This window comes from Frigidibacter sp. MR17.24, assembly GCF_037095655.1.
Taxonomy (GTDB): Bacteria; Pseudomonadota; Alphaproteobacteria; order Rhodobacterales; family Rhodobacteraceae; genus Frigidibacter.
The window spans coordinates 546,335-572,166 of sequence record NZ_JBAWKE010000002.1; the positions used below are offsets into that span (position 1 = coordinate 546,335).

25 protein-coding genes, 1 other RNA gene and 1 riboswitch are annotated in these 25,832 nt (G+C 71.8%); of the genes, 15 read left to right on the forward strand and 11 right to left on the reverse strand.

The window, feature by feature from the left end; all coding sequences use genetic code 11:
• Positions 1-136 precede the first annotated feature (136 nt).
• Positions 137-1,033, forward strand: a complete 897-nt coding sequence (locus V8J39_RS09910) for a bestrophin family protein (protein WP_336460718.1) — start codon at positions 137-139, stop codon at positions 1,031-1,033.
• Positions 1,034-1,037: 4 nt separating this feature from the next.
• Here the strand turns inward: V8J39_RS09910 and V8J39_RS09915 are convergent, their stop codons facing one another.
• A complete protein-coding gene (locus V8J39_RS09915; protein WP_336460719.1) occupies positions 1,038-1,682 on the reverse strand; it encodes an SDR family NAD(P)-dependent oxidoreductase in 645 nt (214 codons plus the stop codon).
• A gap of 106 nt (positions 1,683-1,788) precedes the next feature.
• Here V8J39_RS09915 and V8J39_RS09920 point away from each other — a divergent pair, with 106 nt between their 5' ends.
• Positions 1,789-2,895 (forward strand): NAD(P)/FAD-dependent oxidoreductase, encoded by a 1,107-nt coding sequence (locus tag V8J39_RS09920; RefSeq protein WP_336460720.1) that lies wholly within the window; start codon positions 1,789-1,791, stop codon positions 2,893-2,895.
• Here the strand turns inward: V8J39_RS09920 and V8J39_RS09925 are convergent, their stop codons facing one another.
• The 3 genes from V8J39_RS09925 to V8J39_RS09935 form a co-directional block, all read right to left on the reverse strand.
• Positions 2,896-3,729 (reverse strand): DUF1206 domain-containing protein, encoded by an 834-nt coding sequence (locus V8J39_RS09925; protein ID WP_336460721.1) that lies wholly within the window; start codon positions 3,727-3,729, stop codon positions 2,896-2,898.
• A gap of 76 nt (positions 3,730-3,805) precedes the next feature.
• Positions 3,806-4,303 carry a DUF6446 family protein gene (locus V8J39_RS09930; RefSeq protein WP_336460722.1) on the reverse strand — a complete coding sequence of 166 codons (498 nt, stop codon included), beginning with the start codon at positions 4,301-4,303 and terminating at the stop codon, positions 3,806-3,808.
• Positions 4,300-5,232 (reverse strand): glycine--tRNA ligase subunit alpha, encoded by a 933-nt coding sequence (locus tag V8J39_RS09935; protein ID WP_336460723.1) that lies wholly within the window; start codon positions 5,230-5,232, stop codon positions 4,300-4,302. The genes V8J39_RS09930 and V8J39_RS09935 overlap by 4 nt, the downstream gene beginning before the upstream one ends.
• Before the next feature lie 242 nt (positions 5,233-5,474).
• Here V8J39_RS09935 and V8J39_RS09940 point away from each other — a divergent pair, with 242 nt between their 5' ends.
• The gene (locus tag V8J39_RS09940) at positions 5,475-7,316 is read left to right on the forward strand and encodes a trypsin-like peptidase domain-containing protein (protein WP_336460724.1); all 1,842 of its coding nucleotides are present in this window, start codon (positions 5,475-5,477) and stop codon (positions 7,314-7,316) included.
• Between the two features lie 18 nt (positions 7,317-7,334).
• Here V8J39_RS09940 and V8J39_RS09945 read toward each other — a convergent pair whose 3' ends face one another.
• The 3 genes from V8J39_RS09945 to metZ all read right to left on the reverse strand — a co-directional run bounded on the left by V8J39_RS09945 (position 7,335) and on the right by metZ (position 11,757).
• Positions 7,335-8,783: a TrkH family potassium uptake protein gene (locus V8J39_RS09945; RefSeq protein WP_336460725.1), complete on the reverse strand. Its 1,449-nt coding sequence runs from the start codon at positions 8,781-8,783 to the stop codon at positions 7,335-7,337.
• Between the two features lie 99 nt (positions 8,784-8,882).
• Complete coding sequence (locus tag V8J39_RS09950) at positions 8,883-10,292, reverse strand: TrkH family potassium uptake protein (protein ID WP_336460726.1); 1,410 nt, start codon at positions 10,290-10,292, stop codon at positions 8,883-8,885.
• Positions 10,293-10,572: 280 nt separating this feature from the next.
• On the reverse strand, positions 10,573-11,757 hold the full coding sequence (gene metZ / locus V8J39_RS09955) for an O-succinylhomoserine sulfhydrylase (protein WP_336460727.1): 1,185 nt from the start codon (positions 11,755-11,757) through the stop codon (positions 10,573-10,575).
• Positions 11,758-11,811: 54 nt separating this feature from the next.
• A riboswitch (SAM riboswitch) is annotated at positions 11,812-11,888 on the reverse strand.
• A 243-nt stretch (positions 11,889-12,131) separates the two neighbouring features.
• Between metZ and V8J39_RS09960 the strand changes: the two genes are divergently transcribed.
• From V8J39_RS09960 to V8J39_RS09970, 3 genes are all read left to right on the forward strand, one after another.
• On the forward strand, positions 12,132-13,079 hold the full coding sequence (locus tag V8J39_RS09960; protein WP_336460728.1) for a hypothetical protein: 948 nt from the start codon (positions 12,132-12,134) through the stop codon (positions 13,077-13,079).
• Positions 13,080-13,171: 92 nt separating this feature from the next.
• Positions 13,172-13,876 (forward strand): glutathione S-transferase N-terminal domain-containing protein, encoded by a 705-nt coding sequence (locus V8J39_RS09965; protein WP_336460729.1) that lies wholly within the window; start codon positions 13,172-13,174, stop codon positions 13,874-13,876.
• A 157-nt stretch (positions 13,877-14,033) separates the two neighbouring features.
• Positions 14,034-14,831, forward strand: a complete 798-nt coding sequence (locus tag V8J39_RS09970) for a glutaredoxin (RefSeq protein ID WP_336460730.1) — start codon at positions 14,034-14,036, stop codon at positions 14,829-14,831.
• Between the two features lie 9 nt (positions 14,832-14,840).
• Here V8J39_RS09970 and V8J39_RS09975 read toward each other — a convergent pair whose 3' ends face one another.
• Both V8J39_RS09975 and V8J39_RS09980 read right to left on the reverse strand, forming a co-directional pair.
• On the reverse strand, positions 14,841-15,500 hold the full coding sequence (locus V8J39_RS09975; protein WP_336460731.1) for an inner membrane-spanning protein YciB: 660 nt from the start codon (positions 15,498-15,500) through the stop codon (positions 14,841-14,843).
• 16 nt (positions 15,501-15,516) lie between these two features.
• A complete protein-coding gene (locus V8J39_RS09980; protein ID WP_336460732.1) occupies positions 15,517-16,416 on the reverse strand; it encodes an EamA family transporter in 900 nt (299 codons plus the stop codon).
• Positions 16,417-16,611: 195 nt separating this feature from the next.
• On the opposite strand from V8J39_RS09980, the gene V8J39_RS09985 reads away from it, so the two are divergent.
• From V8J39_RS09985 to V8J39_RS09995, 3 genes are all read left to right on the forward strand, one after another.
• On the forward strand, positions 16,612-17,484 hold the full coding sequence (locus V8J39_RS09985) for an aldose 1-epimerase family protein (RefSeq protein WP_336460733.1): 873 nt from the start codon (positions 16,612-16,614) through the stop codon (positions 17,482-17,484).
• Positions 17,484-18,008 (forward strand): gamma-glutamylcyclotransferase family protein, encoded by a 525-nt coding sequence (locus tag V8J39_RS09990; RefSeq protein ID WP_336460734.1) that lies wholly within the window; start codon positions 17,484-17,486, stop codon positions 18,006-18,008. Before V8J39_RS09985 ends, V8J39_RS09990 begins: the two co-directional genes overlap by 1 nt.
• 176 nt (positions 18,009-18,184) lie before the next feature.
• The gene (locus V8J39_RS09995; RefSeq protein WP_336460735.1) at positions 18,185-18,874 is read left to right on the forward strand and encodes a gamma-glutamylcyclotransferase; all 690 of its coding nucleotides are present in this window, start codon (positions 18,185-18,187) and stop codon (positions 18,872-18,874) included.
• Between the two features lie 4 nt (positions 18,875-18,878).
• On the opposite strand, the gene V8J39_RS10000 is transcribed toward V8J39_RS09995, so the two are convergent.
• Positions 18,879-19,430, reverse strand: coding sequence for an NADPH-dependent FMN reductase (locus V8J39_RS10000; protein ID WP_336460736.1), 552 nt, complete (start codon positions 19,428-19,430; stop codon positions 18,879-18,881).
• Positions 19,431-19,550: 120 nt separating this feature from the next.
• Between V8J39_RS10000 and ffs the strand changes: the two genes are divergently transcribed.
• The 5 genes from ffs to V8J39_RS10025 all read left to right on the forward strand — a co-directional run bounded on the left by ffs (position 19,551) and on the right by V8J39_RS10025 (position 23,675).
• Positions 19,551-19,647: signal recognition particle sRNA small type (gene ffs / locus V8J39_RS10005), an RNA gene on the forward strand.
• 216 nt (positions 19,648-19,863) lie between these two features.
• Positions 19,864-21,612, forward strand: coding sequence for a hypothetical protein (locus V8J39_RS10010; protein WP_336460737.1), 1,749 nt, complete (start codon positions 19,864-19,866; stop codon positions 21,610-21,612).
• Between the two features lie 77 nt (positions 21,613-21,689).
• A complete protein-coding gene (locus V8J39_RS10015; RefSeq protein WP_336460738.1) occupies positions 21,690-22,271 on the forward strand; it encodes a hypothetical protein in 582 nt (193 codons plus the stop codon).
• A gap of 19 nt (positions 22,272-22,290) precedes the next feature.
• A complete protein-coding gene (locus V8J39_RS10020) occupies positions 22,291-23,226 on the forward strand; it encodes a tetratricopeptide repeat protein (RefSeq protein WP_336460739.1) in 936 nt (311 codons plus the stop codon).
• Positions 23,227-23,354: 128 nt separating this feature from the next.
• Complete coding sequence (locus V8J39_RS10025; protein ID WP_336460740.1) at positions 23,355-23,675, forward strand: hypothetical protein; 321 nt, start codon at positions 23,355-23,357, stop codon at positions 23,673-23,675.
• A 161-nt stretch (positions 23,676-23,836) separates the two neighbouring features.
• Here V8J39_RS10025 and V8J39_RS10030 read toward each other — a convergent pair whose 3' ends face one another.
• Positions 23,837-24,076 (reverse strand): hypothetical protein, encoded by a 240-nt coding sequence (locus V8J39_RS10030; RefSeq protein WP_336460741.1) that lies wholly within the window; start codon positions 24,074-24,076, stop codon positions 23,837-23,839.
• Between the two features lie 570 nt (positions 24,077-24,646).
• On the opposite strand from V8J39_RS10030, the gene V8J39_RS10035 reads away from it, so the two are divergent.
• A complete protein-coding gene (locus tag V8J39_RS10035; RefSeq protein ID WP_336460742.1) occupies positions 24,647-25,831 on the forward strand; it encodes an efflux RND transporter periplasmic adaptor subunit in 1,185 nt (394 codons plus the stop codon).
• Position 25,832: the final 1 nt, after the last annotated feature.

Genomic DNA, 25,832 nt, shown 5'->3' on the forward strand with positions numbered 1-25,832 from the left:
GGGGCCGCGGCGGGAAAGAGGCTGGCGCTGCGCGGCCCCGCGGGTCTAGGCAGGTCGGCGGCCCCGTCCGGTGCCAGCCCCCTGCGACCGCCCCTCCCCCGACCTCCCCTGCCCCACCTCCCTCCCGAGCCCGACCATGATCATCCGCCCCCGCCCCGGCGTCCTCACCCTGTTCTTCGTCCTGCGCCACTCGGTGATCCGCAAGGTCTGGCCGATGGTGCTGGGGGTGGGGCTGATCTCGAGCCTGATCGTCACGCTGCACCGGACCGCGCCCGAATGGGTGCCCGCGGTCAACCCCACGCCCTTCTCGCTTCTGGGCATCGCGCTGTCGATCTTCCTGGGCTTTCGCAACTCGGCCGCCTACGACCGCTGGTGGGAGGCGCGCAAGCTTCTGGGCGCGATGGTGATCGGCGTGCGCGAGGTCGGCCGCGCGACCCATGTCCTGGCCGATCCCGGGCTGCGCGACTGGATGCTGCTGCACCTGGTGGCCTGGATCCGGCTGGTCGAGCACCAGCTGCGCGGCACCGAGGGGCCGGTCGCGCTGCCGGTGCCGATGCCCGACCGCCCGATCGCGCAGCGCAACCCCGCCGAAGCGATGCTGCAGGAGATCGGTGCGCGGCTTGCGACCGAGGCGCGCGAGGGCCGGCTGGGCGAGGTGTCGTGGGTGCGCCTGGACGAGGGGCTGGGCCTGCTGATGAAGGCGCAGGCGGCCTGCGAGCGCATCAAGGCGACGCCGGTCCCCTTCGGCTACGCGCTGCTGCTGCACCGCACGGCGCATCCCTACTGCTTCCTGCTGCCCTTCGGCTTCGCCGACCTGATCGGCTGGCTGACGCCGATCCTGTCGCTGCTGGTGGCCTATGCCTTCTTCGGGCTCGACGCGCTTGCGGACGAGGTCGAGCAGCCCTTCGGCCTCGAGCCCAACGACCTGCCGCTGGCCGCCATCGCCCGCAACATCGAAATCGAACTGCAGGCCGCGCGCGGCATCGCCGAGCTGCCCGAGCCGCTGGCGGCGGTGGACGGGCTGCTGCACTGACGCTTCACCACGCGATCTCGTCGCCGCGCCAGTCGCGAAAGCAGCCCGACTGCGCCGGCCCAAGCCCGTCGAGCACCCGCAGCAGGTCCGCCGCCGCGCGGTCGGGGTCGTGCTTGTCCGCCGCGAAGCCGGCGGTGAAGCCGGTGTCGACGGTGCCCGGGTGAAGCGCGGCGATCACGGCCTGCGGATGGGTGCGCGCGACCTCGACCGCGGCCGATCGCAGGCCCTGGTTCAGCGCGGCCTTGGCGGCGCGATAGGAATACCACCCCCCCAGCCGGTTGTCGCCGATCGAGCCGACGCGGGCCGACAGCGCCCCGAACCGCGCCACCCGGTCGCGCGGCATCAGCCGCAGCGCGTGCTTCAGCACCAGAAGCGGCCCCAGCGCATTCACCCGCATCTGGTCAAGGAAGGCGTCGGGCTCCAGCGCGCGCAGCGCCTTCTCGGGCGTGCCCAGCGCCCCGGTCGCGCAGATCACCAGGTCATAGGGTCCGTCGAGCGCCCCGAGCAGCCGCGCGACGCTGGCCTCGTCGGTCACGTCGAGCCCGTCGTCGCGCCGACTCAGCGCCGTCAGCGGCCCGCGCGCGGCCAGCGCCCGGGCCAGCGCCCCGCCGATCCCGCCCGAGGCGCCGATCACCAAAGATGCAGACATGTCGAAATCCTCCGTCACTTGCCCTACGCGCGGGCCCCCGGGCCGGTTCACCATCTTTCCCCGCGCCGCCCGCCCGCCTAGGCTCGGGCCAAACCCGGGAGGCGGCATGGACGAGACGGATTGCGTGGTGATCGGGGCGGGGGTCGTGGGCCTTGCCGTCGCGCGGGAGCTGGCACGGGCCGGGCACGAGGTGGTGGTGCTGGAGAAGGCCGACGCCTTCGGCACCGAGACCAGCGCCCGGAATTCCGAGGTGATCCACGCGGGGATCTACTACCCCGCCGGCAGCATCCGCGCGCGGCTGTGCATCGAGGGCAAGGCGCGGCTTTACGCCTTCTGCGCCGAGCACGGGGTGGGCCACCGCAACTGCGGCAAGCTGGTCGTCGCGACCGATCCGTCGCACGAGGCGGCGCTGGACAAGGTCATGGCCCATGCCGCCGCCTGCGGCGTCACCGACCTGCGCCGCCTGCCCGCCGACGAGGCGATGGCGATGGAGCCCGATCTCTTCTGCACCTCGGCCGTGCTGTCGCCCTCGACCGGGATCATCGACAGCCACGGCTACATGCTGGCGCTGGTGGGCGAGATCGAGGCGGCGGGGGGGATGCTTGCGCTGGGCACGACGGTGCTGGGCGGCAGGGTGACCGACGCGGGGATCGAGCTGCGCACCGCCGATGCCGCAGGCGCGCCCTTCCCGATCCGGGCGCGGCGCGTGGTGAACGCGGCCGGGCTCTGGGCGGCCGGGGTCGCCGCGGCGATCGAAGGGCTGCCCGCGCGGGACGTGCCGAAGATGCACTACGCGCGCGGCAACTACTTCACCACCACGGCGCGCCACGGCTTCGGGCGGCTGATCTACCCGGTGCCCGAGCCGGGGGGCCTTGGCGTGCACCTGACGCTGGATCTTGCCGGCGGGGCGCGGTTCGGGCCGGACGTGGAATGGATCGACGGCGTCGACTACACGCTGTCGGACGCGCGCGCCGGGCATTTCGAGCGCGAGATCTCGCGCTACTGGCCCGGGCTGCCGAAGGGCTCGCTCTCGGTCAGCTACTGCGGGGTGCGCCCGAAGCTGTCGGGTCCGGGCGCACCGGCCGAGGATTTCCGCATCCACGGCCCGGCCGAACATGGCGTGCCCGGCCTCGTGAACCTCTATGGCATCGAAAGCCCCGGCCTGACATCGAGCCTCGCGCTCGCGGCCGAGGTCGCGGCACGGCTGGGCTAGCTAGGCGCCCATCCGGGCGCCCAGGCGTTCGGCCATCGACACCACCCCCTCGTGCGGGCGGGTGGGCAGGATCCGGGCGCGGGCCTCGACCCAGCAGTAAAGCCCGAAGCCGATCATGCCGATGGCCAGCAACCCCAGAAGCATCCGCCCGAAGGCCGCGCCGCGCACGGTGTCGAAGGCCTTCGACAGCCCGCCGGCCTCGGACGGGTCGGCGTGCAGGGCCGCGAACAGGAAGAAGCTGCCGATCATCGCGATCACCACGCCATGGGCGATGACGCCGGCGCGGGCCGCGGGCGCAAGCTTGGCCATGGCCGGGGTGAAGCGCAGGTGTTCGCGGTATTCCTCGCGCCAGCCCTTCACCATGTACATGCCCCCCGCCCCGATCACGGCAAGCGCGAGCGCGCCCACCAGCCACTGGCCGAAGGGCATCTGCAACAGCTTCGAGGTCAGGGTCTGGCTGCCCTCGCCGCCCTCGGAGCCGCCAAGCGCCAGCCGCGCCACGGTGAGCGCGAGGCCCGCGTTGACCAGCCCGCTGACCACCTGCCCGCCGCGGCCGACCACGCCCTTGGCGCCCGTCCCCTTCGCCTCGAGATCCATCGCGCCGCAGATGCAGCGCCAGATTGCGTAGCAAGCCAGCCCCAGCGCGATCGCGGCCAGGATCGGCCGGCCGAAGGGTTCGCCGCGCAGGGTCTGCAGCGCGCCGGCCTGGTCCTCGGCGGCGCCGCCCGACCAGGCCGCCAGCAGCGCGAGGCCGCCGACCAGAAGATAGACGGTGCCGCGCGCGCCATAGCCTGCGCGCATCACCGGTTCGACCCATGCGGGGGCTGTCTTCATCGCGCCATTCCTCCTTGGGCCGGGGCGGCCATGGGGAGACATCGCGCAAGGCGCGGAGCGGGTTCCCCGGGCGGGGCTAGTTCTCCTCGACCAGCGGGCGGGCGCCGGTGCCCTCGTCCAGCTGGTTCCAGGCGAAGGCGGTGCCGTCGGGATAGACGGCGACCACCCGGTCGACGCCCGGGCGGATGTCGCGCTGCGACAGGAAGGCCACCGCCGCGCCGCGTTCGAGGTCGGCCCCGATCCGGGCGGCGTCGAAGCAGCCGAACCAGCCCGGCGCGTTCAGCGGCGTGGCGTGGTCGTAGGTCTGGTAGGTCTCGGTCAGCAGCGCCAGCGACAGCCGGGTGCGGAAGCAGGACCGGAACCGCAGGGGCGAGCTGTCGGCGTCGATGCCCTGGAACTCGTCCGCGGTGATCTCCTCGGGCGCGTCGGTGGCGATCGAGGTCAGCACCACGGTGCTCTCGCCCTCGGTCAGGCTGACCTGCCGGTAGTACGCATAGTCCTGCGCGTACCAGACCCCGGCCCCGACGATCAGCGCGGGAAGGACGATGGCGCCCGCCACGATCTTGCCGTTCACGCCTGGACGGCGGGGGCGGCGCCGCCCGCCTCGGTGGTGACGAAGGCATCGGCGCAGCGCTTGGCCAACGCCCGCACCCGGCCGATATAGGCCTGCCGCTCGGTGACCGAGATCACGCCGCGCGCGTCGAGCAGGTTGAACAGGTGGCTGGCCTTGATGCACTGGTCATAGGCCGGGTGCGCCATGGTGATCGCGCGCCCCGCCTTGTCGACCGGTGCCGCATCGAGGATCCGCCCGCACTCGGCCTCGGCATCCTCGAAATGCTGCAAGAGCATCGCGGTGTCGGCCTGGTCGAAGTTCCAGCGCGAATATTCCTGCTCGGTCTGGCGGAACACGTCGCCATAGCTCAGCGGCGTCGGCGAGGCCGGGTCGTTGTAGGGCATGTCCATGACGTGATCGATCCCGAGCACGTACATCGCCAGCCGCTCCAGGCCATAGGTCAGCTCGCCCGACACCGGGCGGCAGTCATGGCCGCCGACCTGCTGGAAATAGGTGAACTGCGACACTTCCATGCCGTCGCACCAGACCTCCCAGCCCAGGCCCCAGGCACCGAGGGTCGGGCTTTCCCAGTCGTCCTCGACAAAGCGGATGTCGTGCAGGGCAAGGTCGATCCCGATCGCCTCGAGCGAACCGAGATACAGCGCCTGCAGGTCGCGGGGCGAGGGTTTGATCAGCACCTGGTACTGGTAGTAGTGCTGCAGCCGGTTCGGGTTCTCGCCATAGCGGCCGTCGGTGGGCCGGCGCGAGGGCTGGACATAGGCCGCGGCCCAGGGGCGCGAGCCCAGCGCGCGCAGCGTCGTGGCCGGGTGGAAGGTGCCGGCGCCGACCTCCATGTCGTAGGGCTGCAGCACGGCGCAGCCCTTGGCGCCCCAGTAGGACTGAAGCCGCAGGATGATTTCCTGGAACGAACGCGGGGCGGCGGTGGTCATGGCGGTTTCCTGTCGGCTCGGCGCTGGCTCATCCCCAGCACGGGTCTTCCATAGAAAGAAGGCCGCTGGCGGTCAATCCGGCCGGTCGATCGGGGCGGCCAATGGGGGGCCGACCGCGGGTGGGCAGGCGAAGCGTGCCCGCTTCGTTGCATCGTGCGGGAATATGACCCGATCGTGACCGCCCGCCCTTGACCCTTCCCTTACGTTCCGAAAAGGGGGAACAGGACTTTCGGGGAAAGACGATGACCTATCCGCGTTTCGCGACCTTGGTGGCGGCAGCCTTCATCGCCCAGGCCGGGCTGGCACAGGCGCAGCAGACCTGGGTGCAGATCGAGGCCCAGCCCAACCTGCGCGCCGCCGAGGAACGCGCCCGCGCCTATGCCAACGTCTTCCCGGGCGTGCAGGGCTTCGCGATGAACACCGGCTGGTACGCGATCGCGCTCGGGCCCTTCGGCTCGCCCGCCGAGGCCGAGCGTCAGCTGCGCCAGCTGCGCGGCGACCGGATGATCCCGGGCGACAGCTATCTGGCCGACGGCGGCCGCTTCCGCCAGCAGTTCTGGCCCGCCGGCGGCCAGCCCCCCGCCGCGGCGACGCCGATCGATCCCGGCGCGCTCGCCGCACTGCCGGCGCCCGACACCGCCGCGCCCCCCGCCCCCACCGAACTGCCGGCGCCGGGCGCCCCTGCCCAGACCGCCCCCGCCGCCGAACCGGTCGCACCCGTCCTCGCGGCGCCCGCGTCCCCCGCCTTCCCCGACGAGACCCCGGCAGAGGCCCAGGCCTCGGAAGCCCGGCTGAGCGATGCCGACCGGCGCGACCTGCAGGCGGCCCTGCAATGGGCCGGGTTCTATTCCGCCGCGATCGACGGTGCCTTCGGCCGCGGCACCCGCGCCAGCATGGCTGCCTGGCAGGCGGCGCAGGGGTACGAGCAGACCGGGATCCTGACCAGCGCCCAGCGTGCCGAGCTGACCGGCGCCCATGACGCCGCGATGGCCGCGCTGGGCATCGAGACCGTCACCGACGAGGAGGCGGGCATCACCGCGCCGCTGCCGCTGGGCCTGGTCGAGTTCGCCGCCTACGAACCGCCGCTGGTGCGCTATGCGCCCAAGGACGGATCAGGGGTCACCGCGCTCCTGATCTCGCAGCAGGGCAACCAGGCGACGCTCTATGCGCTTTACGACCAGCTCGCCGCGCTCGACCTCGTGCCGGCCGAGGGCCCGCGCGAGCGCGGCGCGCAGGGCTTCCGCATCGAGGGCCGCGACGGCACCCGCGCGGCCCGGGCCGAGGTTTCGCTGCAGGGCGGGCTGATCAAGGGCTGGCTGCTGTCCTGGCCCGTGGCCCGCGACGCGCAGGTCGCGACCGCGCTCGAGACGCTGCGCGCGGGCTTCCGCGCCACGGGCGAGCATGCGCTGGACGCCGGCGCGGGCGTGCCCTCGGAGGTGGCGGGCGGCGCCCTGCTCGCGGGGCTGGACGAACCCAAGCCCGCCCGGGCGCGCAGCGGCCTGTTCGTCGACCGCCGCGGCACCGTCCTGACCACGACCGAGGCCGTGGCCGAGTGCCGCCGCATCACCATCGACGCCGGCACCGAGGCCACGGTGACCGCGAGCGACGCGGGGCTCGGCCTCGCGCTGCTGACGCCCGCGGCGCCGCTCGCGCCGCCCGCGACCGCGACCTTCGCCGCCACCCCGCCGCGCGCGGGGGCCGAGGCGGCGGTGGCGGGCTTCGCCTGGGCCGAGCAGCTTGACCAGCCGGTGATGACCTTCGGGCGCGTCGCGGCGGCCGAGGGGCTGGACGGCCAGGCCGATCTCGCGCGGCTGGACCTGTCGGCGCTCGAGGGCGACACCGGCGGGCCGGTGGTGGATGCGACCGGTGCCGTGACCGGGCTGCTGCTGCCCAAGGGCCGCGGCGACGGCAAGGTGCTGCCCGACAGCGTCGGCGTCGCGATCCAAGCGCCGGCGATCGCCGGCTTCCTGTCGGCCCAGGGGCTGACGCCCGCGCCCAGCACCGCGACCGGCGCCCTGCCGGCCGAGGAGCTGACGGCGCAGGCGCTGAAGATGACCACCCGCGTCAGCTGCTGGGACGAGTGATCCTGGCGCCTGGCGCGGTCAGCCGCGCCAGAACCGCGGCAGGAACAGCACGAAGACCGACAGCAGCTCGAGCCGGCCGAGGAACATCCCCGCGACCATCATCCACTTCGCCGCCTCGGGGAAGCCGTGCATCGCGCCGGTCGGCCCGACCTCGGGGCCCCAGGCCGGACCGATGTTGGCGATCGAGGTCCAGGCGGCGGTGATCGCCGTCTCGCTTGACAGGCCCGTCAGCGACAGGCCGACGATCAGCACGCCGAACGACAGGATGAAGAGCGTCACGAAGGACATCACCGAGCTCACGACCTCTTCCTCGACCATGCGGCCCTGCAGGCGGATCGCGTGGATGCGGTTGGGGCTGTGCAGCCGGGCGATCGCGGCGCGGATCGCGCCCAGCAGCACCAGCCAGCGGAACACCTTGATCGAGCAGACCGTCGACGAGGTGCAGCCTCCCACCAGCCCCGCCAGCACCAGCGCGACCAGCGCCCCCTCGCCCCACTTGGTGACGTCGGCCGAGGCGAAGCCGGTGCCGGTGATCACCGAGACCACGTTGAACACGATTTCGCGCAGCGCGACGACAAGGTCGGTCTCGCCCAGCGCCGCGCGGTACAGCAGCAACGCCAGCACGATGACCGCCGTCCAGCGCAGGAAGGCGCGGATCTGCACGTCGGCAAGCGCCGGGCGCGCCTCGCCCCGCACGAGCTGGACGTAGCGGATGAACGGCAGCGAGGCGAGGATCATGAAGACCGAGGCCACGACCTCGGGCGCGCCGGTCATCGCGCCGAAGCTGGCGTCATAGCTCGAGAAGCCGCCCGTCGACATCGTGGTCAGCGCGTGCATCCAGGCGTCGAAGCCGCTCATGCCCACGAGCGCGTAGCCCAGCGCGCACAGGCCGGTCAGCCCGAGGTAGATCCGCAGCAGCGCGGCCGAGATGTCGAAGGCGCGCGGCAGCACCTTGCCCAGCGTGTCGAACCCCTCGGACCGGAAGAACTGCATGCCGCCGACCCGCATCACCGGCAGGAAGATCATCGCGACGATGACGATCCCCAGCCCGCCCAGCCATTGCAGCAGCCCGCGCCACAGGTTCGCGCCGCGCGGCAGCGCGTCGATCCCCTCGATCACCGTGGCGCCGGTGGTGGTCACGCCCGACATCGCCTCGAAATAGGCATTGGTGAAGCTGAGCCCGGGCGCCCCCGCCATCAGCGGCAGCGCGCCGAACAGCGGCACCGTCAGCCAGATGCCGGTGGTCAGCAGGAAGCTCTGGCGCAGGCTGAGCGCCGTGCGCGCGGCATTGCGGCACGAGATCGCGAGGCAGGCGCCGGCGGCGAGCGTGATGATCGCGCTTTCGAGGAAGGCGGACCAGTTCGGGCTGCCGTCGGCGATGTCCACCGCCATCGGCAGCACCATGATCGCGCCCAGCGCGACCAGCAGCAGGCCGATGACATAGGCGACGGGACGCGGGTCGATCATGGCCGAGCCTTCGCCGCCACCGGCCGGGAAGTCAACCGCGCAGGCCCCGCATCGGGCCCTGCACCGGGCCCCGCCTCGGGCCCTGCATCGGGCCCGGGTTCAGGCACGCCAGAACCGCGGCATCACCACGACGAAGATCGCCAGCAGCGCGAGACGGCCCATCAGCATGGTCACGATCATGATCCATTTCGCGGCTTCGGGGAAATCGATGAAGGTGCCGGTGCGCGCCACCATCGGCCCGTAGCCGTAGCCGATGTTGCCGATCGAGGTCCAGACGCCGAACAGCGCCGATTCCATGTCGACCCCGGTGAAGGTCATCAGCACGCTCATCACCCCGATCGTCAGGATGTAGCCGTAGACGTACATCACCAGCGCGTTCATCGAATCGTCGTCGACCGCGCGGCCGTCGTAGCGCACCGGCGAGACCCGGTGAGGGGCGTGCAGCAGCCGGATCCGGGTCAGGATCGCCTCGCCCATGACCTGCACCCGGAACACCGTCAGCGCGCCCGAGGACGAGGACGAGCAGCCGCCGATGATCCCCACGATCAGCGCCACGACCATCGCGAAGCTGCCCCAGCCGCCGAAGCTGCCCGAGAAGAAGCCGGTGCCCGAGAACACCGAGACGATGTTGAACAGCGCCTCGCGGAAGGCGGGTTCTGGCCCCATGTCGCTGGTCGCGACCCGCCACAGGGTCACGGCGCCGACGGCATAGGCGATCCAGCGCAGGTAGGCGCGCACCTGCGCGTCCCCCCAGATCACCAGCGGCGCCCCGGTCACGGCCTGGACGTAGCGGATGTAGGGCAGCGAGCCGAGGATCATGAAGATCGCCCCCGCGTATTCGCCGATGCCCTGGTATTTCGAGAACGAGGCGTCGGTGGGCGCGAAGCCGCCGGTGGCGATCGTCGCCATCGACATCACCACGGCGTCGAGCGGCGCAAAGCCCAGCAGCAGGTAGGTGACGCAGCAGGCGATCGTCAGCCCGGCATAGGTCATCACCAGCGCCCGGGCGATGTCGCTTGCGCGCGGGGCGACCTTGCCCAGCGTGTCGAAGCCCTCGGTCTTGAAGAACTGCATGCCGCCGACGCGCATGATCGGCAGGAAGATCATCACGATGAACGAGATCCCGAGCCCGCCGAGCCAGTTCAGCATGCCGCGCCACAGGTTGATCCCCGGCGGCAGGTCGTCGAGCCCGGTCAGCACCGTCGAGCCGGTGGTGGTGATGCCCGAGACCGCCTCGAAATAGCCGTCGGTCAGCGACAGCCGGGTCGAGCTGAGCAGGAAGGGCAGCGCGCCGAACATCGGCAGGATCGCCCAGATCCCGACGGTCAGCAGGAACGCCTGGCGGACCGCGAAGCTCGCGCTCAGGGCGTTGCGGGTGGCAAGCGCGAGAAACAGCCCGACCATGGCGGTGATCAGCGCGCTCTGGCCGAAGGACCACCAGTCCTCGCGCGCCAGCGCGACGTCGAGCGCCATCGGGATCAGCATGAGCCCGCCCAGAAAGGTGAGCATCAGGCCGATTACATATCCGACGGGGCGAAGGTCTGGCATCCTGACCGGAGCCTTCGCCGCAGCGCGGTACGAAGTCAAGCCGCGCCGGGCGCGAGGCCCGGCGGCGGTGTGGGGCCCCGTCCCCGCCCGAGCGAGCGGATGCGGGGGCCGGGTGCGGGGGGCGCTGCCCCCCGGAGGCCCGGGACGGGCCTCTCCCCCCGGGATATTTGGGCCAATGCGAAAGGGGCGCCGGCTAGTCCGGCCGCCCCGTCAGCGTCTGGCCCGGTTCCGGTCCCGGCCGTCAGGCCAGGGCGAGCGCCTGGCGCAGGTCGGCGATCAGGTCCTCGGGGTCCTCGAGGCCGATCGACAGCCGGATCAGGCCCGGCGTGATCGTCAGCGTCGCCTTCTGCTCGTCGCTCAGGCGCTGGTGCGTCGTCGTCGCGGGATGGGTCGCGATCGTCTTGGCATCGCCGAGGTTGTTCGAGATCTTCGCGATCTCGAGCGCGTTCAGCACCCGGAAGGCCGCCGCCTGCCCGCCCGCGACCTCGAAGGCCAGCATCGTGCCGAAGCCGCCCATCTGTTCGGTCGCGACGGCGTGCTGGGGATGGCTGTCGAGGCCGGGGTAGACGAGGCGGGTGATCTTCGGTTCGTCCGCCAGCGCCGCGGCGATCGCGGCGGCGCCGTCGGTCTGCGCGCGCACGCGCAGCTCGAGCGTCTGCAGGCCCGACAGCATCAGCCAGGCGTTGAACGGGCTGATCGCGGCCCCGGTATGCTTGAGATAGGGTTCGGCGACCTTGCGCACGAAGTCCTTCGTGCCGCAGATCACCCCGCCCAGCGCCCGGCCGCCGCCGTCGATGTGCTTGGTCGCCGAATAGACGATCACGTCGGCGCCCATCTCGACCGCGCGGCTCCAGACCGGGGTGGCGAAGGCGTTGTCGACGATCACCAGCGCCCCCACGCCATGGGCGAGCGCGGCCACGGCCTTGAGGTCGACGATCTCGAGCGTCGGGTTCGACATCGATTCGAAGAACACCGCCTTGGTGTCGGGCCTGAGCGCCGCCGCCCAGGCGGCGTTGTCGGTGCCGTCGACATAGGTGATCTCGACCCCGAACGAGGCGAGGTAGTCGAGAACGTAGATGCACGAGCCGAAGAGCGCGCGGGCCGAGACGACATGATCGCCGGGCTTCAGCCACGAGGCCAGCGCCCCGTTCACCGCCGCCATGCCCGAGGCGGTGGCGAAGGCGTCCTCGGTGCCCTCGATCGCGGCGATGCGATCCTCGAACATCCGGCTGGTGGGGTTGCCGTAGCGGGCGTAGATGAATTCGTCGTCGCCGACCGAGATGAAGCGGGCCTCGGCCTGCTCGGCGGTGTCGTAGACGAAGCCCTGGGTCAGGAACAGCGCCTCGGCCATCTCGCCGTATTGCGAGCGGCGGGTGCCGGTGTGCACGAGCTTCGTGCGGCGCTTCCAGTCCTTGGGATCGGTCATGTGCGGGTCCTCGCGTCCAGTCGAACCCCGGTATGAGGGGTCGGACGACGGCCAGCGCGGCACGGTCCGGCCACTTTAGCGGATTGTTTTACGTGGCCCGCAATCGGGGACAAATCGCCACGGTGGCCGTGGGATTACGCCTGTGTCGGCACGAGGTCAAGGCGCCGCGCGGCGCGGGGGTCCACGGCGGCGGGCCGGGGCGGGCCAGAGCGGGACGGGGCGGCGGGCACGAGCGGGCCGGGGCGGGCCGGAGCGGCCACGCGCAGGGTCACCCGCGCGTCACCGGACGGTCATCGCCGCGTCGCGGCACCGGCGCAGGCTGCACACCCGGGGGGGGGGGCCGCCCCCGCCCCCCCCAGTCGAGGGCGCCCGAGATGCCGCTGATCCGCCTGGACCTGCCCCGCGACGGCCGGCTGCCGGCCGAGGCGGCCCTGCACCTCGACCGGGCGCTGGCCGCGGCACCGGCCGGGCCGGTCGTGGCGATGGTCCACGGCATGCGCTTCTCGCCCCGGGTGCCGGCGCTGTCTCCGCACCGCCACATCCTCGCGCTCGACCCGGCGGAGCGCGCACGCCGCGTGGTGTCCTGGCCGCGCGCCCTGGGCTTCGGCGGTGCCGGCGAGGGCGAGGGCCACTGCGAGGGCGACGGCGAGGGGCTGGCGATCGCCATCGGCTGGGAGGGCTGCGGACCACCCTGGCGGGCCTGGGCGGCGGCGGGCCGGGCCGGCGCGGGGCTCGCCGCGATCGCCGCGCGGCTGGACGCGCGGGGCGATGGCCGGCCGCTCGACATCGTCGCGCATTCGATGGGCGCGCGGGTGGCGCTGGCCGGCGTGAGCGCGGCCGCGCCGGGCCGGATCGGCCGGGTCATCCTGCTGGCAGCGGCGGAATTCGCCTGCACCGGCGCGTGGGCGGCGGCGAGCCCGGCGGGGCGGCGGGCGCGCTTCTTCAATGTCACGGCGCGCGAGAACGGGCTGTTCGACGCGGCGCTCGAACTCGGGTTCGGCGCGGCGCTGTGGCGCGGGCTCGGGCGCGGCCTGCCGGGCGCCGGGCCGCACTGGGTCGATCTCGACATCGGCTGCGCCGAGACCCGCGCCGGCCTTGCCGCGCTCGGCTTCCGCATCGGCGGGGGCACCCGGCGGATCTGCCACTGGAGCCCCTACCTGCGCCCCGGTGTCTTCGCGCTTTACACCGCGATCCTGCGCGACCGGGCGGCGACGACGCCCGCGATCCTGCGCGCGGCCCTGCCCTGCCGGGCCGGCACCGCCGCCCCGCGCCGGTCGCTGCGGATCGGCGGGATCGGGCCGCCACCGGGGCGGACCGCCTGAGGCCCGACGCGACGCCGCGCCTTGCCCTCGGGCGCAAATGGGCCATGCTCCCCCCAACCGGCCCGCCGCGTCGGGCAGACAGGAGAGATGCCATGACCAAGCCCATCGACCTTTACTACTGGCCCACGCCGAACGGCTGGAAGATCTCGATCGCGCTCGAGGAGATGGGGCTGCCCTACGCGCTGCACCTGGTGAACATCGGCAAGGGCGAGCAGTTCGACCCCGATTTCCTGAAGATCGCGCCCAACAACCGGATGCCCGCGATCGTCGATCCCGACGGGCCGGACGGCGCGCCGGTGTCGATCTTCGAATCGGGCGCGATCCTGCAGTACCTCGCGCGCAAGACCGGGCAGTTCTGCGGCCCGACCGAGCGCGACCGCATCGCCGTCGACCAGTGGCTGATGTGGCAGATGGGCGGCGTCGGGCCGATGGCGGGCCAGGCGCATCACTTCCTGAAATACGCCCCCGCGATGGATCCGCCGCAGGACCTTCCCTATGCCAAGGACCGCTACCGCAACGAGGTCGCGCGGCTTTACGGCGTGCTCGACCGGCAGCTGGCCAAGACCGAATATGCCGCGGGCGACTTCGTCTCGATCGCGGATTTCGCGATCTGGCCCTGGGCCTCGCTCTGGGAGGGGCAGGAGCAGGTGATCGACGACAAGCCGAACCTCGGGCGCTGGCTTGACGCGATGGCGGCGCGGCCGGGCGTGCAGCGGGGCCGCGCCGTGGCGGCCGAGATGCGATCGAACGCGGCCACCGACAAGGAAGCGCAGAAACATCTCTTCAAGAAGGCCTGATCGCGGGCACGCGCGGGACGGGCGCGGGACGGGCGGCGTCGGAACCGACGCCCCCGTGCGGCCGTTGGGTCGGTGACAGCCGCGAGAGCCGCACGCGCGGTGCCCCGGGAGGCCGGGCGCCGCGCCGCGGGCGGCCCCCCAGACCCCGGAGCCCCCGATGACCGACGCCACGATGGAGACCATCGTCATCGACACCGCGCCGAAGGCCGGTGCCGATCCCGCCAAGACCGCCAGCCTCTACCGCATGGTGATGCCCGATCACCTGTGCCCCTACGGCCTCAAGGCCAAGGCGCTGCTCGAGCGCAAGGGCTACACGGTCCATGACCACTGGCTGACCACCCGCGACGAGACCGAGCGGCTGAAGCACAAGCTTGACGTGAAGGCCACGCCGCAGGTGTTCATCGCCGGCGAGCGGATCGGCGGCTATGACGACCTGCAGGAGCATTTCGGCAGCCACGTGCTGAAAGCCGGCGAAACCACCTATCGCCCGGTGCTGACGCTGTTCGCCGTCTCGGCGCTGATCGCGCTGGCCATCGCCTGGATCGCCACCGGCGCCTTCGCCACGGCGATGATCTTCCCCTGGTTCGTCGCGACCGCGATGATCCTTCTGGGGCTGCAGAAGCTGCAGGATGTCGAGAGTTTCTCGACGATGTTCCTGAACTACGACCTGCTGGCGCGGCGCTGGGTGCCCTACGGCTATGTCTATCCCTATCTCGAGACGGCCGCCGGCGTGCTCATGCTGGCCGGGATCTTCGGCTGGATCGCGGCGCCGGTGGCTCTGGTGATCGGCACGATCGGCGCGGTGTCGGTGATCAAGGCGGTGTGGATCGACGGGCGCGAGCTGAAATGCGCCTGCATGGGCGGCGGGTCGAACACGCCCCTGGGCTTCGTCTCGCTCAGCGAGAACGTGGCGATGGCGCTGATGGGGCTGTGGATGCTGGCGCGGATGCTGTGAGCCGCGGGCTCACGGCTCTTCGCGCTTGGTGCCGTGGCGCTGCATCAGCCCGTTCTGGGCGATGAAGAACGCGAACATCGCCGCGGTCAGCCCGAAGGTCTTGAAGCTGACCCAGGCGCCGTCGGACATCGTGCGCCAGACGACCTCGTTGGCGACGGCAAGCACGACGAAGAACAGCGCGAGGCGCTTGGTGAGGATCATCCAGCCCTCGTGCGTCAGCGGCATCACCTCCTCCATCACCAGGGCGAGGTAGGAGCGCCCGCGCATCAGCCCCCAGCCGAGGATCGCCGCGAACAGCAGGTAGATCATCGTGGGCTTCATCTTGAAGAACCGCTCGTCGTTCAGCCAGACCGACAGCCCGCCGAACACCACCACCAGCACCAGCGTGGCGATTTGCATCGGCGACAGCCGTCCCGTCAGCCTCCACAGGATCGCGGTCGTGACGATCATCGCCAGCACGAAGCCGGCGGTGACAAGGATGAAGCCGCCGTAATCGGTGCCGTTGATGGTGACATGGGTGTCCTTCATCCGGCTGAAGGCCACGAAGAAGGCCAGCACCGGCCCGAATTCCAGCGCCCCCTTCAGCCAGGGATTGATCCGGCGTCCCTTGGGCTTGGCGCCCTCCGCCTCGGCCGCGATCCGTGCGCCCGCGATGTCCTCGTCCGCCATGTGCCGTCTCCGCCGTCTAGCCGCCGAATTCCACGATCACCGCGCCCAGCGCGATCAGCGTCATCAGGCCGAACCGTCGCGGTCCGACGCGCTCGCCCAGCACGAGCCAGCCGATGAGCGCCGCGAAGACCGTCGAGGTCTCGCGCAGGACCGCGGCCTCGCCGACACTGTCGAGCCGGGTGGCCAGCATGATGGAGCCGAAACTGACATAGGCGACCAGCGCGCCGAATGCACCCCGTTTCAGCAGCGGCCCCCGGTCCGCGCGCGCAAGCGTGAGCAGCCGGCGGTGCATCAGGATCGGCATCAGCCAGCCGTCGAGGAAGAAGAACCACGCAAGGAAGGTGAACGGGTTCGCCGTCGCCCGGATGCCATAGGCGTCGTAGGTGGTGTAAAGCGCCACCGAGGCGCCGGTGACGGCGGCAAGCCCCAGCGCCGGCAGCATCGTGCCCCGGTCGACCATGGTCGCCGTGCGCAGGTTGTAGACCGCCAGCCCGAAGATCCCCGACAGCAGCACCGCGATCCCCAGCCATTGCAGCGCGGCGAAATGCTCGCCGAAGACGATGCCCGCGCCGATCACGGCGAACAGCGGCGCCGTGCCGCGCACCACCGGGTAGACCACGGTGAAGGCGCCGCGCGAATAGGTCATCGCCTGCAACAGCTTGTAGCCCGAGTGGATCACCCAGGCCCCGGCGAAGATCGGCCACATGTGCGGCTCGGGGAACGGCACCAGCAACAGGCAGGGCACCGCGAACAGCGTCATGAACATGTCCATGCCCGCCCGCGCGATCCACGGGTCGTGCCGCCCCTTCTGCAGCGCCCCGAACAGCGCGTGGCTCAGCGCCGCGAACAGCGCGAGCCCCAGCGCGAGGTCGTGCCCCGCCACCGTGCCGTCGAGCGAGGTCAGCCAGCCGCTCATCGCCGCGCCCCCGGGGCGGGCGGGCGGTCGCGGGGCGGGAGGGGGCGGGGTGGCTGGGTCAAGCGGCTCTCGGATCGGATCACGGTGACTGACCCGTCTCCTACGCCTGCGCCCCCTGCCCCGCAACTGCCGCCGCGCCTTGCCATTCGGGGCTGCGGGCGGAATGCTGCACATGCGAACAGGAAGGCAGGCCCGATGACCGACACGACCGTGACCACGCTGCGCAGCGACGCGCTGACCGCCGAGATCGCCGATCTCGGCGCCGAGCTGCAGTCGCTGACCTTCGCCGGCCGGCCGCTGCTGTGGACCGGCGACGCCGCCTGGTGGGCCGGGCGCTCGCCGATCCTGTTCCCGATCGTCGGCCGCGCGCCCGGCGACACCGTCGCCGCGGGCGGCGTGACGGCAGAGATGAAGCAGCACGGCTTCGCGCGTCGCAGCGGCTGGGACCGGGTCGCGGCCACGGCGGCCGCCGTCACCCACCGGCTGGCGGCCTCGGATGCCACCCGCGCCGTCTATCCGTTCGACTTCCGCCTGACCCTGACCCACGCGCTGGCCGGCGCGACGCTCGCCGTCACCGCCGAGGTGACCAACGACGGCGCCGCCGAGATGCCCTTCGGCCTCGGCTTCCACCCCGCGTTCCTCTGGCCGCTGCCCGGGGCGACCGGACCGCACGAGGTGGTGCTGGCCAACGGCGCCGAACCGGCGCTGCACCGGCTTGACGACGGGCTCTTCGTGCCCGCGCCGCTGCCCTCGCCGTTCCGCCGGGGCCGCTATGTCCCGGAGGCGCGCGACTTCGACGCGGATGCGATGGTGTTCCCGGCGGATGCGGGCGACGCGCTGCGCTACACCGCCCCCGGCGCGCCGCGGCTGTCGTTCCGCTTCGACAACCTGCCGAACCTCGCGCTGTGGCAAAAGCCCGGCGCGCCGTTCCTGTGCATCGAGCCCTGGCACGGCACCGCGGCCACGGTCGGCGCCGGCCCCGAGATCGCGGCCCGCCCCTTCACCACCCGCCTCGCGCCCGGCGCCACGGCGCGCTTCGGCTGGTCGCTGACCGTCACCGACAGCTGATGCCGCTCTACTTCGCCTATGGCTCGAACCTGCTGCCGGCGCGGCTGGTCGCACGCTGCCCCGGCGCCCGCGCGATCGGCGTGGCCGAGCTGCCCGACAACCGGCTCGACTTCTCCAAGCCCGGCGCCGACGGCTCGGGGAAGGCCACGATCCGCCACCAGCCGGGCGCCGCGACCCCCGGCGCGGTCTACGACCTGCCCGAGGCCGAGCTGCCGGTTCTGGACGCGTTCGAGGGGCTCGGCCGCGGCTATGGCCGCGAGCGGGTGGTGCTGCGGACCGATGGCGGGCCGGTCGAGGCCTGGACCTACCGCGCGATCGAGGTCGCGGCGCTGCCGGCCTTCGACTGGTACCTGGGCCTGTGCCTTGCCGGGCGCGCGGCGCAGGGGCTGGCGGGCGCGGATCTGGCCGGCACCGCCTGGATCGCCGATCCCGACCCCGGGCGCGAGACCGGGCGCCATGCCCGGGCGCTGCTGGCCGCGGCGGGCTTCTCGCTGCGCGACCTGCCCGGCGCGCCCTACCGCTGACCGCGCGAAGCCGCCTGTGCGCCAGCGCGCCGAACCCCCGTGCCCGGGCGGTTGAATCCGCGGGGCCGCGGCGCCATCATCTAGGGCCTCTCCCAAGGATTCCGATGCCCGACAGCCTGCCCCCCCTTCGTCCCGCACGCCCCTTTCCCAAGGGGCCCGCGCCCCGTCACCGGGCGATGGCCCTGACGCAGGCGCAGGTCGGGCTGACGCTGCGCGCGCTGCCCGACCCGGGCATGCCCGCCGACTGGGAGCGGATGGAGGACGCCGATTACGAGGCGCTCGCCGACCGGCTTCTGGACGGGCGCGCGGGGCCGCTGCGGGTCTTTGCCTACGGCTCGCTGATCTGGAAACCCGGGTTCGAGACCGGGGCGCGCGCGCGCGGCACCGCGCATGGCTGGCACCGCAGCTTCTGCCTGCACCTGACCCAGTGGCGCGGGACCGAAGCGGTGCCGGGGCTGATGCTTGCGCTGCAGTCGGGCGGATCGACCACCGGGCTGGTGATCGACGCGGCCGAGCCCGCGCGCGCGGCGCTGGACAAGCTTCTGCGCCGCGAGCTGATCGCGAAGGAACATGCCGGCATGGCGCGCTGGGTGAAGGTGCGGCTGGACACCGGCGAGCGGGTCGATGCGCTGACCTTCTGGGCCAACCCCGACGGCCCGATCGTGATCGAGCTGCCGGCCGAGGAGCAGGCCTGGCGGCTGGCGCATGCCTGCGGCCACGGCGGCTCGGGCGCCGAATACCTGCACGAGACGGTGCGGGCGCTGGATGCCGAGGGCATCCGCGACCGCGGCCTGTGGCACCTGCAGGAGCTGGTGGCCGAGGAGATCGCCGCCTGGGGCGGCGCGCCCCCCTGCCTGGAAGGCTGACGGATCAGCCGACCTTCTTGATCCAGGTGGCGAAGCTGTCGATCCATCCCGACAGGAAGCTGATCGTGCCCTCTTCGGTCAGGACGCCGTTCTCGTCGTGGTGCTCGGGCTTGGCCGAGAAGTAGACGCCCGGCGTGGTCATCACCGCGCAACCGACGACGCCAAGCAGCTGCGCGGTCGCCATCACGCCCGCCAGCGCCCCCAGCGCCCCGGGCGTGGCCCCCGTCGCGACCGCCGGCTTGCCCGAGAACACGTTCTTGCCCATCGGCTTCGAGCCCCAGTCGATCGCGTTCTTCAACGGCGCCGAGAACGAGCGGTTGTATTCGGGCGTGATCGCCATCACCGCATCCGCCGCCGCGATCTCCTGCTTGAAGCGCAGCACCGACGCCGGCGGGTCGGCCCAGAGGTCGTCGTTGTAAAGCGGCAGGTCGCCGATCTCGAGGATCTTCAGCTGCAGCCGGTCGCCGGCGATGCGGGCGATGTTCTCGGCCAGGCGGCGGTTGATCGATTTCGCGCGCAGCGAGCCCACGAGGACGGCGACGACGGGTGCGGACATGATGGCCTCCGGAAATTGCGGTGTCTGTGCCATGACTTGGTCCGCGATCCTGCGGCGGGCAAGGTGCCCGGCTGCACAACCACCTTGCGCGGGCGCCCGCGTCCCCCTATATCCGCCCCCGAGAGGTTGGCGCGGGCGAGCGCCTCGCCAACCCGGTCAGGTCCGGAAGGAAGCAGCCGTAACGAGCCCCGCTTGGGTCGTTGTCCAGCCTCTCACCCCCCTCCCCGCCAGTCGTGACGCGCCCGCCCGGGCCGGGGTCACCTGCGGTTCATTCCCGTGCCTCACTCTCGACATCTTCGACGGGCATGCCCGGAAACGAAGTGCACGAGGCCCGCGAGGCTGTTGCGCCGACCGGCGTGGCGCTTGACGCATCGTCAAAGCCGCCAATATAACTCGCTAGCGTGAGCCAAATGCCCAACCTGACGGGAGTCGCATGTCCGGGAATCTGTTCGACGCCGTGAAGGCGCAAGTCAAGCTGGTGATCTGGGACCTGGACGAGACGCTCTGGGGCGGCACACTCTCGGAAGAGGGCATCCGCCCGATCGAGGCGAACCTCGCGATGGTGCGCACGCTGGTGGACCGCGGCATCATGTGCTCGATCTGCTCGAAGAACGATTTCGGCCAGGCGCGCGAGGCGCTGGAAAAGCTCGGGATCTGGGATCTGTTCGTCTTCCCGCACATCGCCTGGTCGCCCAAGGGACAGGCCATCGCGCAGATGATCGACGAGATGGGCCTGCGCGACGAGAACGTGCTGTTCCTCGACGACAACCACCTGAACCTCGAAGAGGCGGTGTTCTTCAGCAAGCAGCTGATGGTGGTCGACGCGTCGAAGGGACCGCTCGACGGGCTGCTGGACCTGCCGCAGCTGAAGGGCAAGGACGACCGCAAGCACAGCCGGCTCGCGCAGTACAAGGTGATGGAGCAGAAGAAGGACGAACGCGAGAATTCGGGCCTGTCCAACGTCGAGTTCCTGCGCCAGTCCGACATCAAGGTGCGCATCATCACCGATGTCGAGAACCACATGGACCGGGTGCTGGAGATCCTCAACCGCACCAACCAGCTGAACTTCACCAAGGTCCGCGCCAACACCGACAAGGAGCGCGCGGCGCTCGACGACCTCTTGCAGGTCTCGGGGATGCACGCGGGCCTGATCGAGGTGCGCGACCGCTACGGCGACTATGGCGTCGTCGGCTTCTTCTGCGTGCGCACCAAGTTCTCGGGCACCACGGTGCACCATTTCGCCTTCTCCTGCCGCACGCTGAACATGGGCGTCGAGCAGTGGGTCTGGAATTATCTGCACCGGCCCGAGTTCAAGGTCGTCGGCCCGGTCGCGAGCGAGCTCGACCAGATGGGCGAGATCGACTGGATCACAGAGGTCGCCGATTTCGACGCCGAGGTCTCGCCCGCCGCGGACCGCCGGCTGAGCCTCGTGGGGGGCTGCGACCTGCTGCAGGTGTCGTTCTACTGCGGCACCAACCGCGACGAGTTCGTCAACAAGCAGGACGACCGCGGCATGCTGGTGCGCTATGACGATGTCGGCTTCATCCTGAACCCGCGCCACAAGAGCCTGAAGCATTCGCACCCGCTGCGTTATTTCGTCGGCCAGTCGCTGGACGACATGCTGGCCTTCGACCGCTCGATCGCCGAGACCGACCTGATCCTGCTGTCGCTGTATTTCTCGGTCCCGTCCGACCTGTTCTTCACCTATGGCGGCGAAAGCTGGGGCGGCGAGTTCTGGGCGACGATCCCGCCGCGCCGGTTCAAGAAGCTGATGCGCGATCCCGACACCGCCTCGCGGTTCGCCAAGGAGATGTACCACCGGCGCCTGACGCTGGAGGAACGGCTGGCGCTGACCCGGCAGGCGCTGGAACGCGTGCACGGGCTGCGCAAGCCCGAAACGCCGATGTTCATCCTGTCGGCCGTGGCCGAGCATGGCGAGCAGGCCAAGCGCACGCCCGAGATCCGGCACGGCTACAACGCGATGTGCCGTGCCTTCTGCGACGCGACGCCGAACGCGACCTTCATCGACATCGACACGCTGCTCGACCCGGCCGAATTCTCGGACAGCGACCACTACACGCGGACCGGTTACTTCAAGATCGCCGACTTCGTGAACAAGCGGCTCGAGCAGGACGCCCTGCGCGCGGCCGAGGCCGAGCAGGCCGAAGCCGCCACGGCGTGACCATGGCGGCAGCGGCGCCGCCCGTCGACCCCGGCCCGGCGCCGCGCGTGGCGCCACGGGCCGGAGCGGTGCCGGTGATGCGCACGACCTTCGCCTTCCGCCTTCCGGACTGGGCCGCGCCCCATCTCGGGGCGGCGGCGACCGGGCCGCTCGAGGACCGGATCGACGGCCTTTGCGCCGCGATCCGCGCGCTGTGGCAGCAGGAGGCCGGCACGGCCGAAGGCGACGCGCTGGCCAACGACCAGCTGCGCGAACGGGTCTACCTGATGATGTACTGCCTGCGGGCCGAGGGCCGGATCGAGGCCGCGCGCAGCCACATGCGCCGCGCCGGCCGGCGCGGGCGGCGGCCGAAATCCGATGCCGCCTCGGTCTTCGTCGATGCGCTGCACCATGTCTTCCGCGACGACGAGGACGGCGACCCCGACGCCCCCGCCGCGGAGCGGGCCGCCGACGCGGTCTCGAGCAAGTCGCGCCCGCGCATCGCGCGCGAGCTGGCCTATGCGCTCGAGCATGACGTGCCGCCGGTGCTGGTGCTGCCGTTCCTGCGCCACAGGACCCAGGCCGAGATCCTGCGCCGCCAGAAGCTCGGCCTTGTCGAGGACTGGCTGTGCCACCCCGCGCCCCTTTCCCCCGCCCCCGCCCCGACCGAGCCGGGCTGAGCCGCGCATGGCCCCCGCGATGACAACCGCCCCCCCGCCCGAAATCCTGTTCGACGGCCGGCACCTGCAGGTGCTGCACTTCGCGCGCCCCTCGCGGATCGGGCTGCTGAGCTTCGAGATCATGCACGCCCGCGCCAACGGGCGGCGGGCCTTCGCGCGCACGCTTTGCGACCGGCTGGGGCTGAACCTCGTGGCGGTGGTCCCGCGCCACCCCTGCTGGTACCCGGCCGCGGAGATGGCCGCCGCGGCGCAGCTCTGCCGCGAGCGGCTGGGCCTGTCGACGCACCGCATCGCCTACGGCGCCTCGATGGGCGGCTACGGCGCGCTGCGCTGGGGCCGGATCCTCGGTGCCAGCCACGCGCTGGCCTGCAATCCCCAGATCAGCATCGACCCCGACGACACCGGCCCGGCGGACCGCCGCTATCACCGCCACTTCGACCCGGCCCTGCACGCGGGCATGGCGATCACCGCCGCGCATCTGCCCGAGACGTCGGCCATCCTCTACGACCCCTGGTTCGCGCCCGACCGTCACAATGCCGAGGCGCTGCGCGCGCTGGGGCCGGTCCACCTGCTGCGGGCCCCGCATGTGGCCCACGGCACGCCGACCTGCATCCGCGGGTCGGCCAACGCGCTCGCGATCTTCGAATCGCTCATCGATGGCGACATCGCCGCGATCCAGCGCCGGATCGCCCGCCGCCGGCGCGAGGATCACCGCTATTACCTGAACCTCGCCCGCAGCGCGATGCGGCTGGGCCGGCCCGAGCTTGCGCGGCGGATCGCCGCGCGCGCCGAGCAGGCCGAACCGGTCCACTATCACATGTACATGGTCACCCACGCGATGAAGCTGGGCGCCCCCGACGAGGCGGCGCGGCACTGCGAGGCGATCCTGCGGATCCGCCCCGATCACGCGGCGGCGCAGGGCTGGCTCGCGCGCATCCGCGCGGCCGCCGGGTGAAGCGGGGCGCCCGGCGGGAAATCGACAGGTTTCCGATCGCGGGACCTTCCGGCGGCGTCGCGGGTTCCCTACTTGAGGGATGAGAGCCCGAAAGGGCCCCGTCCCGTCCGTTTCCGCGAGAGGTTCCGATGCCCCTGCCCAGATCCGCCCTGCCGATCGCCCGCCGCGTGCTGTTCGCGCTGGTGCTGGGGGCGACCGGCATGACCGGCGCCACGGCCGCGCTGGCGCAGTCAGACGAGCTGCGCGCGCAGCAGCAGCAGCTTCAGCAGCAGCAGCGCCTGCTGCTGCGCCAGCAGCAGCGCGACGACCGCAACCAGACCATGCAGCAGAAGAACCAGCAGCACCTGCAGCGCCAGCAGCAGCTGATCCGGCGCCAGCAGCAGACCGCGCCCGGCCGGCTCAAACTGCGCACGCCCGATCCGTCGCTTCTGGGCAAGACCGGCGGCTGACCGACCCGGACACGCGCCCCCCGGACAGGCGACCCCGGACACGCGCCCCTGGACACGCAACGGGCCCGCCTCTGGTCAGAGACGGGCCCGTGGTCTTCAGGCCAGGCGGCGATCCCGCGCCGACCGCACAGCTCGCGGCGCGGGTGTCCAAGCCGCCGGGCTCACTTCTTCGGCTGCTCGACATAGCCGATGACATTGCCGTCCTTGTCCACGACGCGCAGCACCTGCGCATCGGTCGCGTTGCGGGTCGCGGGCTGCGACAGGCTGGTGCCGTCGGTGTCGCGGAACATGCGGGGCTTGGACGGGCCCCAGTCGTTCGCATCCTCGCCGCCATTCGCGAAGGCGGCACCGCCGGTCGCGGCAACAAGGGCGCCCGAGAGAATGAGAATGTCGAGTTTCATGGTCTGATCCTTTCGCTCCGGGCCATCGCGGGCCCGTCGATCTCGTGTCGATTGCCGCCGGCTGCGCCTGTACCAACGCCGCCCGCGACCACCGCCGCATCCGCCTTGCGACGGGCCGAAGCGTCCCTTCGCCGCCCCCCGGGGGACCTGCGCCACCGTCCCGCACGGGGAAGGATGGAAGGGAGTGTTCGGTGTCGCCGCGCGGGATCGTCCGACCCCGCCATGGCATCCGCTTGCGGACAGGACCGAGGTAGGCACGGTTGCGCGCCGTGCAAGCCGCCGGTCCGCCGGCGCCCGCGCGCGGTCGTCGTGGATCGGCGCGGATCGGCGCGCCGGGCCGGACGGGATCCGGCCCTGAAGATGCAGGGAAATCAGGATGTTGACGCGCCATCTTCGCACATCACCAAGCCATTGACCCCGAAAATGTGCACATGCGCACACCATGTCTTGCGGGGCCGAACCGAGTGCGGGCGCTTTTGCGACGACGGATCGCGGCGGCTCGCCCGTAGAAGTCCAGGATCGCCGGGGGCAACCATCGCCGCCCGCGCCACCCCGACACGAGGACCGACGATGCGCCGCAATGCCCGCCTTGCCCTTCTCGCCGCCGTGGCCCTGCTGTGCCTGGGCGGTCTCGCCTGGGCGATGATCGGCCGCCAGGCCGAACCGACGCCGCCCGCCACCGCCGAGGTGACGCGCGCGGACCTGTCGCAGACCGTGCTCGCCACCGGCGCGATCGAGGCCGCGCAGCTGGTCTCGGTCGGCGCGCGGGTCTCGGGCCAGATCGAGACGCTGGCCGTGGCCCTGGGCGACAAGGTGTCGGAGGGCGAGCTGATCGCGCAGATCGACTCGGCCGACCAGGAGAACGCCGTGGCGCAGGCCCGCGCCAACCTCTCGCAGATCGAGGCGCAGATGGCGGCGCAGAAGGCCACCATCCGCGAGCAGGACCTGCTGGTCACCCGCCGCACGACGCTCAATGCCAAGAACCTGACCTCGGCCGAGGACCTGCAGGCGGCGCAGGCGGCGCTGGCCGTGGCGCAGGCCGATCTCGCCGCGCTGGACGCAAGCCACGCGCAGGCCGAGATCGCGGTCGCGACCGCGCAGACCGAACTCGACCGCACCCGGATCACCGCGCCGATCACCGGCACCGTTGTCGCGGTGGTCAACAAGGAGGGCGCGACGGTCAATGCCAACACCTCGTCGCCGACGATCGTGAAGCTGGCCGCGCTCGACCGGATGGTGGTGAAGGCCGAGATCTCGGAGGCCGACATCGTCAACGTCAGGCCCGGCCTGCCGGCCAGCTTCACCCTGTCGGGCGCGCCCGACCTGCGCTTCGACGCGACGCTGCGCGCGATCGAGCCCGCGCCGGCCGCGATCGCCGATGCCGACACGATCGAGACCGGGACGGCGATCTACTACAACGCCCTGCTCGACGTCGACAATCCCGAGGGCGTGCTGCGCATCGGCATGACCGCCGAGGTGACGATCCGCCTCGCCTCGGCCGAGGGCGCGCTGAGCATCCCCTCGGCGGCGCTGGGGCCGGTGGCGGCCGACGGCAGCCGCACGGTGCAGGTCTGGAACGCCGCCGACGCGCGGCCCGAGACCCGCCGCGTCGAGGTCGGGCTGGACACCGGGGTCTCGGCGCAGATCCTGTCGGGGCTGGAGGCGGGCGAACATGTCGTCACCACCGCGACCACCCGCAGCAGCAGCGGCGGCAGCGATGGCGGGCGGCGCATGCGCGGCCCGATGGGGTTCTGAC